The 12,270-nt window shown below is 60.5% G+C and carries 14 protein-coding genes; 9 read left to right on the top strand and 5 right to left on the bottom strand.

Annotation, left to right across the window (positions count from 1 at the left end; all coding sequences use genetic code 11):
* Window positions 1-104: 104 nt before the first annotated feature.
* Entirely contained in the window at window positions 105-611 is a 507-nt protein-coding gene (locus RPMA_RS09335) for a thioesterase family protein (protein WP_211912544.1), read from the bottom strand.
* A gap of 82 nt (window positions 612-693) precedes the next feature.
* Between RPMA_RS09335 and RPMA_RS09340 the strand changes: the two genes are divergently transcribed.
* The 6 genes from RPMA_RS09340 (at window position 694) to RPMA_RS28410 (ending at window position 7,442) form a co-directional block, all read left to right on the top strand.
* Window positions 694-2,109: an FAD-binding oxidoreductase gene (locus RPMA_RS09340; RefSeq protein ID WP_408056517.1), complete on the top strand. Its 1,416-nt coding sequence runs from the start codon at window positions 694-696 to the stop codon at window positions 2,107-2,109.
* A 186-nt stretch (window positions 2,110-2,295) separates the two neighbouring features.
* On the top strand, window positions 2,296-3,612 hold the full coding sequence (locus RPMA_RS09345; RefSeq protein WP_211912546.1) for an MFS transporter: 1,317 nt from the start codon (window positions 2,296-2,298) through the stop codon (window positions 3,610-3,612).
* Window positions 3,613-3,788: 176 nt separating this feature from the next.
* The gene (locus tag RPMA_RS28395) at window positions 3,789-4,790 is read left to right on the top strand and encodes an AsmA family protein (protein WP_328516571.1); all 1,002 of its coding nucleotides are present in this window, start codon (window positions 3,789-3,791) and stop codon (window positions 4,788-4,790) included.
* Window positions 4,790-5,239: a hypothetical protein gene (locus RPMA_RS28400; protein ID WP_328516572.1), complete on the top strand. Its 450-nt coding sequence runs from the start codon at window positions 4,790-4,792 to the stop codon at window positions 5,237-5,239. Before RPMA_RS28395 ends, RPMA_RS28400 begins: the two co-directional genes overlap by 1 nt.
* A gap of 128 nt (window positions 5,240-5,367) precedes the next feature.
* Window positions 5,368-5,847: a hypothetical protein gene (locus RPMA_RS28405; protein WP_328516573.1), complete on the top strand. Its 480-nt coding sequence runs from the start codon at window positions 5,368-5,370 to the stop codon at window positions 5,845-5,847.
* Window positions 5,826-7,442, top strand: a complete 1,617-nt coding sequence (locus RPMA_RS28410) for an AsmA family protein (RefSeq protein ID WP_328516574.1) — start codon at window positions 5,826-5,828, stop codon at window positions 7,440-7,442. The genes RPMA_RS28405 and RPMA_RS28410 overlap by 22 nt, the downstream gene beginning before the upstream one ends.
* A 60-nt stretch (window positions 7,443-7,502) precedes the next feature.
* Here RPMA_RS28410 and RPMA_RS09355 read toward each other — a convergent pair whose 3' ends face one another.
* The 4 genes from RPMA_RS09355 to RPMA_RS09370 form a co-directional block, all read right to left on the bottom strand.
* On the bottom strand, window positions 7,503-7,766 hold the full coding sequence (locus RPMA_RS09355) for a ribbon-helix-helix domain-containing protein (RefSeq protein ID WP_211912547.1): 264 nt from the start codon (window positions 7,764-7,766) through the stop codon (window positions 7,503-7,505).
* Window positions 7,763-7,951: a DUF4169 family protein gene (locus tag RPMA_RS09360; protein WP_211912548.1), complete on the bottom strand. Its 189-nt coding sequence runs from the start codon at window positions 7,949-7,951 to the stop codon at window positions 7,763-7,765. The genes RPMA_RS09355 and RPMA_RS09360 overlap by 4 nt, the downstream gene beginning before the upstream one ends.
* Before the next feature lie 307 nt (window positions 7,952-8,258).
* Complete coding sequence (gene fumC / locus RPMA_RS09365; RefSeq protein ID WP_211912549.1) at window positions 8,259-9,674, bottom strand: class II fumarate hydratase; 1,416 nt, start codon at window positions 9,672-9,674, stop codon at window positions 8,259-8,261.
* Window positions 9,675-9,770: 96 nt separating this feature from the next.
* Window positions 9,771-10,280, bottom strand: a complete 510-nt coding sequence (locus tag RPMA_RS09370; RefSeq protein WP_211912550.1) for an SspB family protein — start codon at window positions 10,278-10,280, stop codon at window positions 9,771-9,773.
* 283 nt (window positions 10,281-10,563) lie between these two features.
* Here RPMA_RS09370 and RPMA_RS09375 point away from each other — a divergent pair, with 283 nt between their 5' ends.
* The 3 genes from RPMA_RS09375 to RPMA_RS09385 all read left to right on the top strand — a co-directional run bounded on the left by RPMA_RS09375 (window position 10,564) and on the right by RPMA_RS09385 (window position 12,264).
* Window positions 10,564-11,139: a chromate transporter gene (locus tag RPMA_RS09375; RefSeq protein WP_249225605.1), complete on the top strand. Its 576-nt coding sequence runs from the start codon at window positions 10,564-10,566 to the stop codon at window positions 11,137-11,139.
* Window positions 11,136-11,672, top strand: coding sequence for a chromate transporter (locus RPMA_RS09380; RefSeq protein WP_211912552.1), 537 nt, complete (start codon window positions 11,136-11,138; stop codon window positions 11,670-11,672). The genes RPMA_RS09375 and RPMA_RS09380 overlap by 4 nt, the downstream gene beginning before the upstream one ends.
* A gap of 91 nt (window positions 11,673-11,763) precedes the next feature.
* Window positions 11,764-12,264: a tripartite tricarboxylate transporter TctB family protein gene (locus RPMA_RS09385; protein ID WP_211912553.1), complete on the top strand. Its 501-nt coding sequence runs from the start codon at window positions 11,764-11,766 to the stop codon at window positions 12,262-12,264.
* The last annotated feature ends 6 nt before the right edge of the window (window positions 12,265-12,270 follow it).

A 12,270-nucleotide genomic window follows, 5' to 3' on the forward strand; every position in this document is an offset into this window, starting at 1 on the left:
GCCCAAACGAATTGCGTCGCAATTCGTTTGGGCGAAGCAATCCAGAGCAAAGAGCTGGATTGCTTCGTCGCTACGTTCCTCGCAATGACGATGTATCGTTTCCGCTACTTCTTCACTGGCATCGCGATGTTGCGGCCGATTCCCTCGGGCCGCTCCAGTCCGGAATGTGCCTTTGCCAGCGCCTGAACATTGGCGTTGATGTCTGGCGGAAACGCCGCCACCCTCCGCGCCGTCATATCCATATGCAGCGTCATGTTTTCAGAGGTGGCCGACAGCCAGCCCTCGGTGGCGTGGCGCAGTTCCTTGAAGGTGTGAATACGCTTCTCGTCCGCGGCGACGACGAGAATGGAGACCTGCGCGGGATCGCCGAGATGGATTTCCCGGATGTAGCGGACATGGCATTCGGCGGTGAAGGATGAGTTGTCGCGCTCCTTCAGATAGCCCGGTCCGATCCCGATCTGCAGCCAGAGTTCGTCCACGGCGCGGTCGAACAGGACGTTGTAATAGGCCATGTTGAGGTGGCCGTTATAGTCGATCCATTGCGGGTCGATCTGCATGATCGAGGATTTGAACAGCGCGGGGCGGCGCAGGCTTTCGTTGATCTCGGTCATTCCCATCCCATTTCCACATCACGTCTCTCTTGACCGCTTATACAAGCTTTGCGACGGTCGCACCCCGTTGAAAGGGACAACCGTGGGTCACATCGAATCGAATCTGACGCGCCCCGAGCCGAAAGCTCTAGCGGCCGCACTCGAAGCGCTGGCAGCGCGCTTTGGCAACAAGCTCGTGACCTCGCAGGCGGTCCGCGAACAACATGGCCACACGACCACGTGGCTGACGAACCAGCCGCCGGATGGCGTCGTGTTTGCGCAGGAAACGGCCGATATTCAGGACGTCGTGCGTATCTGCGCCGCCAACAAGGTTCCGGTGATCGCGTTCGGGACGGGCACCTCGCTGGAAGGGCAGGTCAACGCGCCCGCCGGCGGCATCTGCATCGACATGCGCGACATGAACAAGATTCTGGCGGTCCACCCCGAGGATCTCGATTGCGTCATCCAGCCCGGCGTCACCCGCAAGGCGCTGAACGAGCATCTGCGCGATCAGGGCCTGTTTTTCCCGATCGATCCCGGCGCCGACGCCTCGCTCGGCGGCATGGCCTCGACTCGGGCATCGGGCACCAATGCGGTCCGCTACGGCACCATGCGTGAAAACGTGCTGGCGCTGAAAGTCGTCCGTGCGGATGGCGAGATCATCTCGACGGGCACGCGGGCCAAGAAGTCGTCGGCCGGCTACGACCTCACACATATGTTCGTCGGTGCCGAAGGAACGCTCGGCATCATCAGCGAGCTCACCATCAAGCTGCGTGGCATTCCGGATACGATCGCCGCGGCGTCTTGCTCGTTCGACAGCGTGCAGGGCGCCTGCCAGGCAACCATTCTGGCAATCCAGACCGGCATCCCCGTCGCGCGTATCGAATTGCTCAACGAAGCGCAGGTGCGCGCCTGCAATATTTATTCGAAGCTGACGCTGCCGGAGACGCCGCTGTTGCTGCTGGAATTCCATGGCAGCGAAGCCGACGTCGCCGAACAGTCGAAGAATTTTCGCGAGATCGCGCTCGAATGCGGTGGCGGCGATTTCAGCTGGACCACGAAGCCAGAAGATCGCACCAAACTCTGGCAAGCCCGCCATGATGCCTATTGGTCTGTGAAGAGCCTGCGTCCCGGCTCCGAAGTGGCCGCGACCGACGTCTGCGTTCCCATCTCGAAACTTGCCGAATGCGTCGGCGAGACCGAGGACGACCTCAAGCGGTTCAATCTTCTATCGCCGATCGTCGGCCATGTCGGCGACGGCAATTTCCATTGTTCGCTGGTCTGCGATCGCAACGATCCCGCCGAGATCGCCCGCGCAGAAGAGTTCATGCACCGCCTCGTCAAGCGTGCCCAGGCCATGGGCGGCACCTGTACCGGCGAGCACGGCATCGGCCAAGGCAAGCAGAAATACATGAAGGACGAATTGGGCCTCGAAGCCCTCGATGCCATGCGGGCGATCAAGCGCGCATTCGACCCAGACAACATCCTCAACCCCGGCAAGATACTGCCGCCAGCCTGACGTGTGTCGGCAGCGACGCTTGACGCTGCCTTACGCGCAAAATACCACCCGCTGTAACGGTATTAACGGTTTCTAAACACCTATAAAGTGCATATAGGTGATGTTTCCTGCATGGATTGTGTCCGCGCATTGTTTCGCGGACAGCGCAAACCCGACGCGCGAGCGTTCAAGAAAAGGCATCGGCCGATGCGGCTGCCGTTCTTCTATGGCTGGGTGATCGTAGCCGTTACATTCGTATCGATGGCGATCGGCGTAAATGCGCGGACGTCGTTTTCGCTGTTCTTTCCGCCCATCATTTCGGAGTTCGGTTGGGATCGCGGCGTCACCGCCGGTGCCTTTTCGTTCGGCTTTCTCGTCTCAGCCATCATGAGCCCGCTGATGGGCAAGCTGATGGACCGGGGCGGTCCGCGTGCTGTGATGGAACTCGGCACGGCCCTGATGGCCGCCGGTCTCCTGCTGGCGCCACTGACCACGCAGCCGTGGCACCTCTATCTCACCATCGGTGTTCTCGTCGGCGCAGGCAGCGTCTGTCTGGGCTATTCCGGGCAATCGCTCTTCCTGCCCAACTGGTTCAGCCGCAAGCGTGGCCTCGCCATCGGGCTTGCTTTCGCCGGCGTCGGCATCGGCTCGGTGACGGTGTTGCCCTGGGTGCAGGTGATGATCGAACAGACCGGCTGGCGCACGGCCTGCACGGCTGTCGGACTCGTCGTATTGGTCGTCCTGGTGCCGATCAATCTCCTGCTCAGGAAGCGGCCGCAGGATATGGGCCTGCTTCCGGACGGTGACACAGCCGCTCACGCGGCGGCGAAGCCGATGTCCAATGTGATCGATCCCGTCTGGGCTAGCATCGACTGGACACTGGCGCGCGCGATGCGGACGGCACGGTTCTGGTGGCTGGCGCTCGGTCTGTTCGGCGGCCTCTATGCCTGGTACGCCGTCCAGGTCCATCAGACGAAATACCTGCTGGATATCGGTTTCTCGCCGGCCGTGGCCGCCTGGTCGCTCGGGATGGTCAGCCTGTTCGGCGTACCCGGCCAGATCTTCCTCGGTCATTTGTCCGACCGGATCGGGCGCGAATGGATCTGGACCGTGAGCGGTGTCGGATTCGGGATCTGCTTTGCCGCGTTGATCGCGCTAGAATTCACGCCCAGCCTGGTGCTGGTCTATGTCATGGTGATCTCGCAGGGATTGCTGGGCTATGGCGTGACGTCGATCATGGGCGCGGTCGTACTCGAAATTTTCCAGGGCGAGCATTTCGGTAGCATTTTCGGCACGCTGATGCTGGCTGCGCTGGCGGGCGGCGCGGCAGGGCCTCTGGTGACCGGCGTGCTTCACGATCATTGCGGGACCTACACGGTCGCATTCGCGCTCGGCATCGTGGTGTCCGTGCTGGCGACCATTGCGATCTGGATGGCATCGCCGCGCAAGGTGCGCGTTGTCGCCGGTCGATTGCATCGATCCCACGCGGCCCGGGAAGCCCTGCAGCAGACGTCTCAGGGATGATCCCGGAGCGCCTGCCGGCCGGCAATTTGCCGCAACCGGGCCGCACCGGCTGACATGTGGGTTATGCTGTGACTTCGCCACAGTTCCCTTTATACATGGACGGACTCATACGCATTCCGATCTGACCATGCGCGGCCAGCATGCGGGATGTCGTTGAACCCTGAGGGGATGTTTCCTTGCAGACGACGCTGCTCGGCTTGGCGATTGCTTTCATTCTTGCGCTGGCTGCTGCTCTGGTGGGGCCGTTCTTCATCGACTGGAACCAGTTCCGGCCGCAATTTGAAGCTGAAGCAACCCGCATCGTCGGGGCGCCCGTGCGTGTCAGCGGCGCCTTGGATGCCCGGCTGCTGCCGGCGCCGTCGTTGCAATTGCATGGCATCACCGTCGGCGGGGCGAATGATCTCGGTCGCATGCGTGCACAGAAGCTCGCTGTCGAATTCAGTCTTGGTTCGCTCATGCGCGGGGAATGGCGCGCGACGGAACTGAGCATCGGTGGCGTTGCTGTGGATCTGGGGCTCAACGCGGAGGGGCGTCTCGACCTTCCTGCAGCCACCGGGCCGTTCAATCTCGGTGACCTCGCGATCGATCGTCTCAACGTCACGGGCCGTGTGGCCTTGCATGAAGCGGCCAGTCGCAGTTCTCTGGAGCTCAACGATATCGCATTCAGCGGCGACGTTCGCTCACTGGCTGCCGGTGCCTTGCGCGGCGATGGCAATTTCATGCTGTCGGGCATGCGCTATCCGTTCCGGTTGTCGTCGGGGCAAACAAGCGATGGCCTCGGCACGCGTGTGCGATTGACCATCGAGCCCGGCGACAAGCCGTTGGGTGTCGATCTCGATGGTGTACTTGCTTTCGACAATCGTGCGCCGAGTTTCGAAGGAACGATGACGGTTGCGGCCAACGTGCCGGCGCAATCTGATAAGCCGGGATCAGCGCCCTGGCGCGTTGCAAGCAAGTTGAAGCTCGCTCCTGCGCAGGCTCGTCTCGAGGCGCTGGAAGCGAGCTACGGTCACGACAATGTCGCTCTCAAATTTTCCGGCATCGCCGATGTGCGGTTTGGCAGCGCGCCATTATTGACGGCTGTCCTCGGCGCCAAGCAGATCGATATCGATCGGCTTCTGGCCAAGGGGCAGGGTCCGACGACAGCGCGACGCCGATTGCGCTGCTTCGGAGATTGATGGCAATCGTCCCGCCGGCTTCGATCGCCACGCAGCTGCAGATGAGCGCGGACCAGATCATGCTGGGCGGACGCGCCATCCAGAATGTCGGCGTCGATCTGCACGGCAGCGCCAAATCGTGGGCCGTGGAGCGCCTTGAATTCCAGGCGCCCGGCGCCACGCGCGTCGTCGCCAGCGGCGCGTCGCAGTCGAACGTCGCCAATAGTTTCAGCGGCGCGATCAATGTCGATTCCTCCGATCCTGACGTCCTTGTCGGCTGGCTCAAGGGGCGCAGCGACACAAGGCTGCGCGATCAGAAGCCATTGCGCATTCGCGGGCATTTTGCATCGACCAATGATCATCTCTCGGTCGATAAACTGATTGCGGAGATCGATGGTGGCGTGCTGGAGGGCGTATCGCGCTGGCCTATCCATCTGCGGCAGGCGGCTCGCGGCTCGATGCGAACCTGAAGGCGGATCGGTTAAATCTCGATGCTGCGACAGCGCTTGTCCGTTCGCTCGTCGGATCACAAGCCGAGTGGCCGAATGCAGCAGCACTTTCTCTCGATGTCGGCCGTGCGATCTCTGCCGGGCAGGAGATGCGGCCATTCTCGGTGCAGGTTGGCTACGATCCGAAGACGCTGACGCTTGATCGCTTCAAAGTCGGCGAACCGACCGGCTTGATGCTGGACGGAAGCGGGTCATTCGATCGAAACGACGTAACGGGAAAGCTGATGCTGAGCGCCGGTGCATCGTCGCTGGCGCAGGCGATCAATGTCGTCTCTCCTGTGGCGCCAAGGCTCGCCGAGCGGCTCAGGGCGATGCCGGCGGTGGCTGGAGCAGTCAAATTCAAGCTCGGCCTGGATGTCGCGAAAGCTTCTCCGTCGTCGGATCGCGCCAATGCGTCTGCCGTGCTGGATATCGATGCACCGCAAATGAAAGGGAGCATCAGTAGCAAGGTGTCTCCGACGCTGGTGGCGCTGCGCGGCTTCGATGTTGCGGCTTTGTCTGGCAGCGAACTCCTCTGGGATGCGCGACTAACGGGGCAGGGCGGACGTTGCTGGCGTTGCTCGGCTTGAACGGTGTGGTCGCGGCCGGTGATGCGCCTTTGACCTTTGAGGGCAACGCCACCGGCGCCTGGCGTGCGTCCATGCAGGTAAAGGCGAAGTTGAGCGGGACGGAGCTCGACGCGGATGTGCAGGGCAGTACCGAGCTTCTGGCTGCGGTGCCGAAAGCCAGTCTGGCGCTCGCCATTCGCGCGGCAAATGCAACGCCGCTATTCGGCCTCAAGCCTGCGGATGCCATGGCTCAGCGGATCAGCCTGTCGTCACGTGTCTCGTTGAATGGCGAGAAGCTGAGCTTTGAGGATATCGACAGCACGCTCGACGGCTCGCGGATGCGCGGCCGTCTCGCTTTGACGCTCGGCGCGGAGAAGTCGATCGATGGGCAGCTCGGTGCCGATCGTATCGACCTCGCGTCTGCATTCGGTTTTGCAATCGGCGCGCGCGGACAGGATGCGAGCGAACCGCTCTCCCGCGATCTGCTGCAGGGTTGGCGTGGCCAACTGGCATTTCAGGCGCTGAGTGCCGTATTGCCCGGCGGCTCGGAGATCCGGCCCTTCAACACGATCGTCAGAAACAACGGGAATGCACTGACGCTCGATGCCATCACCGGCAAGATCGGTGGAGGCGACGTCACCGCCGATATCGATCTCACCCGCTCTGCCACGACGGGCTACACACTGGGCGTGCGTGCCCAGCTTGCCGGCGTCGATGGTGCCGCGCTGCGTTATCAATCCCTGGCGATGCCGGCCGGCAAGACTTCATTCAGAATGACGCTATCGAGTCAGGGCCGTAGTGCCTCTGCGCTCGCCGGTGCGATTTCGGGCGATGGTCTTGTGACCATCGATCAGTTGCGTATTGCAGGGCTGGATCCGCGGGTGTTCGATACTGCCATTCGTGCCAGCGATACGGGCCAGGCGACGGATGATGCAAAGCTGCGTCAGATCGTGGAGACCGAGCTCGGGCGGGGCGCGTTCGCCGTGGCCTCGGCGCAGATCCCGTTCAGCATCAAGGATAGTCGGCTTCGCGTCGGCGCGACCTCGCTCGAAGCCGATGGCGCACAGGCGATCGTGTCCGGAGGTTATGACATCGTTGCCGAACAGGCCGACATTCGCGCCAACCTTTCCCGCCCCGCAGGCGGCGCGTCCAGCGCGCGGCCGGAAATCCAGCTGTTTCTGGTAGGGCCCCCCGACAGGCTGGACCGCACCGTGGATGTCGGGGCGTTGTCGTCTTGGCTAGCCGTGCGCGCCATCGACCGTGAAACGCGGCGGCTGGATCAGCTCGAGCGCGGGCCTGCTGCGTCGATCATCGTTGCACCGCCGGCGGATAGCGCGCCGTCGATCAACGACTTGACGACATCGTCCGCGCCGAACTTGCAGGATGTTCCGTTGCCTGGAAAAGATCCGCGTCGTGCGCCAGTGAAGCCTGTGGCCCCACGGCCTCCAAGTGCCGCGGCAGCACCTTCCGTTTCAAGTCAGCAAATGGCGCCACTCCCGGCACCGATCGACGTCAAACCGGCTCCCGGCGCGGCGCGTGCACCACGCCCTCGGCCATCAGGTCCGCTCGTGCTGACACCGCCAACAGCTGCGCCTTCGGCACGACCGACATTCTGACAGTCATATTCGAAGCATTCCCGGCCGACGGCCAAGAGAAACGCCGCCGGTGTGCCGAGATCAGGTCGTCATCGTCGAGCTGCGATCCGATCCATGCTGCTGCGGAACAGCGCGGGTCCGGAAGTAATCGAGCACGAACAGCCGGATTGCAGAGGACAGGTTACCCTGCTGCCGGTTCGTATCAATCTCGCCGACCAGTTCCGAGAGCGTCATGTCGCGGAGATTGGAAATCTCCTTCATGCCGTTCCAGAAAGCCTCTTCAAGGCTTACGCTGGTTTTGTGTCCAGCAACGACGATCGATCGTTTAACTACGGGCGACTTCATGATGCGCTCTCGCTATCGATTTTGTGCTGGTCAAGCATGGTGTTCGCACGGGCAGTGCGTTGCTCCTGTGAAATGCGTTCGGATTTGGTGCGGCCAAAGCGGGCACGGTTTACGTCAGCCTGTCGAGCCGACTCTTCTCGTGTGGTGCGCTTCTTGAAGCGATTCAGATTGATCAGGTCACCCACGATCGCTCCTGTCGTTAAATGAAATGATGGAGCGAGACACCCGAGTAACACCATCAAGCACCGTTACGAGATGAAGGTTACTGAGGTTTCGAAATCCATCCAAAAATGCTCTCCGTCTCAATAACAATGCTTCGTAGTAAACAGACTCACTTACGAAACGTAATTCAATCACTCTAGTTGCTGCCTCTCGCCATGACACGGCAAAAAACCGTTGGCGGGAGGCAGGCATTCTAGCCATTTAGCCGATATGAATTATAACTATTTCGTCTTGGAGATATTCTCAACAAGCTGTGAGAAAAAATTTTGCTCAGCCTGGGTGTATCATTTTGACCGGTTGAACGAGTTTGTCGAACTCCGCCGCGTCCACCAGACCCAAACGTATAGCTTCTTCCTTCAGTGTTGTTCCGTTGGCATGCGCTTCTTTTGCGACCTTTGCTGCATTGTCGTAGCCGATCCTCGGCGCGAGAGCAGTGACGAGCATGAGCGATCGTTCCATGAGTTCGCGAATACGTTTCTCATCCGCTTTGATGCCATCGACGCAATGCTCAGTGAAGGATCGCGCAACGTCGGCGATTAATTGTATGGAATGCATCATACAATGTGCCATCACGGGCTTATACACGTTAAGCTCGAAGTGGCCCTGGCTTCCGGCAACCGTGATTGCAGTGTGGTTCCCAAATACCTGACAGCAAACCATCGTCATCGCTTCGCATTGGGTCGGATTGACCTTGCCGGGCATGATCGAAGATCCAGGCTCGTTTTCCGGCAGAATGAGTTCGCCAAGTCCCGAGCGTGGTCCGGATCCGAGCAGTCGAATATCGTTTGCAATCTTAAATAGGCCTGTCGCGATAGAGTTTATCGCGCCGTGTGTGAAGACATAAGCGTCGTTGGACGCCAGTGCTTCGAACTTGTTCGGCGCGGTGATGAACGGCAGCTTTGTGATCTTCTCCACATTCTTAGCAAACAGCTTGGCAAATCCCGGCTTCGAATTGAGCCCCGTGCCGACTGCGGTGCCACCTTGTGCGAGTTGATGAAGTTCCTTCGTTGCACTGCGCAGGCGTGCGATGCCGCTCTCCACTTGCGATGCGTAGCCGGAGAATTCCTGGCCGAGCGTGAGAGGCGTCGCATCTTGCGTATGAGTCCGTCCGATCTTGACGATCTTGGCGAACGCTTTTTCCTTCTTGCGCAATGCGGCAAGTAGTTCACTCAGAGCGGGGATGAGGTCCTGCGTAATACCCTTGGCCGCTGCGATATGCATCGCGGTCGGAAACGAATCGTTGGACGACTGACTCATGTTCACATGGTCGTTCGGATGCACCGGCTTCTTGGCGCCGCGTTCGCCACCGAGCAGCTCATTGGCGCGATTGGCGATCACCTCGTTCAGGTTCATATTGGTCTGCGTGCCGGAGCCGGTCTGCCAGACGACAAGCGGGAAGTGATCATCGAACTTTCCATCGATGACTTCGCGTGCGGCCTGCACGATGGCTTTCGCAAGCTTGGCCGGCAACAATCCAAGTTCGCGATTGGTCTCTGCTGCAGCGAGTTTCACGATCCCCAGTGCGTGCACGATCGGCATCGGCATGCGGTCCTGACCGATGCGGAAGTTCTGCCGCGACCGTTCCGTTTGAGCTCCCCAATAGCGATCAGCTGCAACTTCGATCGGGCCGAAACTGTCGGTTTCGGTACGCGTGGATGAAGCAGCGGTCTTCGACGATTTGGCCATGATGCAGTCCTTGCGTTGTGGCGCATCACGGGCGATGCGGCACAAAAGAAATGGGGCCGCGTAAACGCGGCCCCATGACTGTACACGGACTTGCGATTATTTTTTTCGGAAGCGGTCTAAACGGACGACTTCCGCGCCTTCGCCGGTTTTGGGGGCTTCGTCTTCCGCCGAAGGCTGGGGAGGGGTGGGAGGCGCTGCCAGGCTTTGTGCCGGGGTGCTGGCGGGGCTCGCAGCAGGAGCCTCGGCGGCGGCATCGGTTTCGAAGCTGAGGCCAAACTGCACGGACGGATCGTAGAAGCTTTTAATCGCGGCGAAGGGCACCGTCAGGCGTTCCGGAATCCCGTTGAACGACAGGCCCACTTCGAAGCGCTCCTCGGTGACGGTGAGATCCCAGAACTGGTGCTGCAGGATCACGGTCATTTCTTCGGGATACTGCGCCAGCAGGCGCGGCGACAGCTTCACGCCGTCAGCCGTGGAGATGAAGGTGATAAAGAAATGATGTTCGCCGGGCAGCCCATGCTCGGCGGCGTCGATCAGGACTTTGCGCAGCACGCCGCGGAGGGCGTCGCGCGCCAGCACATCGTATCGAATATGATCGGTAGGCATCGGTCGGTCCCGTCGCTTTTCATTATAGAGGGTGCATCTGTCGTTGTGGCGAAGTTGAGGGCTGGTCGACGCCGGCCTATGGCTTGCCACATGTCCCGTGCCGCACTGCGGCGTGCCCGAGTCGGCAGGCGCACAAAGACCTGACCTCTATATAGGACTGCAGAGCGCCGCGATACAGACGGAACACCGTTCATGTACCGGACCGGGGGAATCCGCATAAAATGGTTGGTCTGGGCCAGGGTTCAGCCTAAATCCGGGCATGCCCGAGACGGACGTTCCACCCATGGATGAGCGATTGGTGCCTGCAACCCGCTCGCCAGTGGGGCTAGGGACGCTGTTCCTGGCTTTCGCCAAGATGTCGCTGGCGGGGTTCGGCGGCGTTCTGGTCTGGGCGCGCCGGGCGATCGTTGAGCAACATCGCTGGATGACACCCGACGAGTTCAACGAGACCTTTGCGCTCTGCCATTTCCTGCCGGGGCCGAACATCGTCAATCTGTCGGTCGTGTTCGGGGCCCGCATTCGGGGGATTCCCGGCGCAATCGCCGCGTTTGCGGGGCTGCTCGGCCCGCCCGTGCTGATTGTCACGCTCCTTGCCATTCTTTATGCGCGCTACGGCGATTTGGAATCGCTGCGCCGCACACTAGGTGGTGTCTCAAGCGTGGCGGTCGGACTGCTGTTCGCGGTGATCGCGCGGATGATGCTGCCGTTGCTGAAAAAGCGCGAACCGCTGAGCTTGCTGGTGTTGCTGGCTGTGTTCGTCGCAGTCGGCCTGATGCGCTGGCCACTGCCGACCGTATTGTTGGTCTCCATTCCGGTCAGCATTCTGCTCACCGTCATCATCCGACGGAGGGCGGCTTGAACCAAACTGGTAGCAGCTCCCTTTGGACAGTGGCCTGGACATTCGGGGTGATGTCGCTGTTCGCCGTCGGCGGCGCCAATTCGGCGATCCCGGAGATTCACCGCATTGCGGTAGACGTCAATCACTGGCTCACGGACAAGCAATTCGCAGACATATTTGCGATATCTCAACTCTCCCCGGGCCCTAACGTTTTGATCGTGACCCTGATTGGATATCAGGTCGCTGGTATTCTCGGCGCACTGGTTGCGACCTTGGCCATGTGTGGGCCAACTGCGGTTGTCGCCTATTATGTAAGCCGTTTGCTGGCGCGATCGACGCATGCGACGTGGCCAGGAATTGTGCAGGCGGCACTTGTCCCATTATCCATTGGTCTAATGAGCGCGAGTGGCCTGATCGTGATGATATCAGCAGACACTTCTATAGCAGCGTATTCCGTCACCGCGGTTGCGGCCGTTCTGGCCTTTGCAACGCGGCTCAACCCGTTATGGTTGTTAGTTGCCGGCGGGTTACTTGGTTTCGCTGGCATTCTCTGATGAAAATGGCTAGGCAGACTGGACCACGGAGCCTGGGCGGGCTCTGAACGACGTTGAGCCGTTACAAGCTCATGACTAGAGGGACGTACCAATGAGTGATGCGCCGAGCCACGCGCCGGAGAAATCTATCTTGCCGAGTTGGGTCAAGGGCCCGCAGGATTTCATCGGCGGTCTTGCCCTGGTGGCAATTGCTGCATTTGCGTTGTGGGCATCGAGTGATCTGCAAGGCATGCATGGCTTCTCGTTCGGCGCAGGTACCGCGCCGCGGATGTTCGGCATTCTGCTGCTCGGCCTTGGCGCTGCAGTGATGTGTGTCGGTATCTTCACCGAAGGTCCTGCACTGCAGAAGTTTCATTGGCGCGGACCGTTCTTTGTCATGCTCGCCATCCTGTCTTTCGCTTTCTGCATTCGTCCGATGGGCATGATCTTCTCGGCGATGTCGAGCTTCCTGATCGCAGCGATGGGCTCGACCGAAACGAAGTGGATCGAAACCGCCATTGTCGGCGCATGTCTTACGACGTTCTGCGCCTTGCTGTTCCCGTACGCGCTGGGTCTGCCGCTGCAGATGTGGCCGACTTTCCTGATGCGCTAAGGACGA

The sequence above is a fragment of the Tardiphaga alba genome (assembly GCF_018279705.1).
GTDB lineage: Bacteria > Pseudomonadota > Alphaproteobacteria > Rhizobiales > Xanthobacteraceae > Tardiphaga > Tardiphaga alba.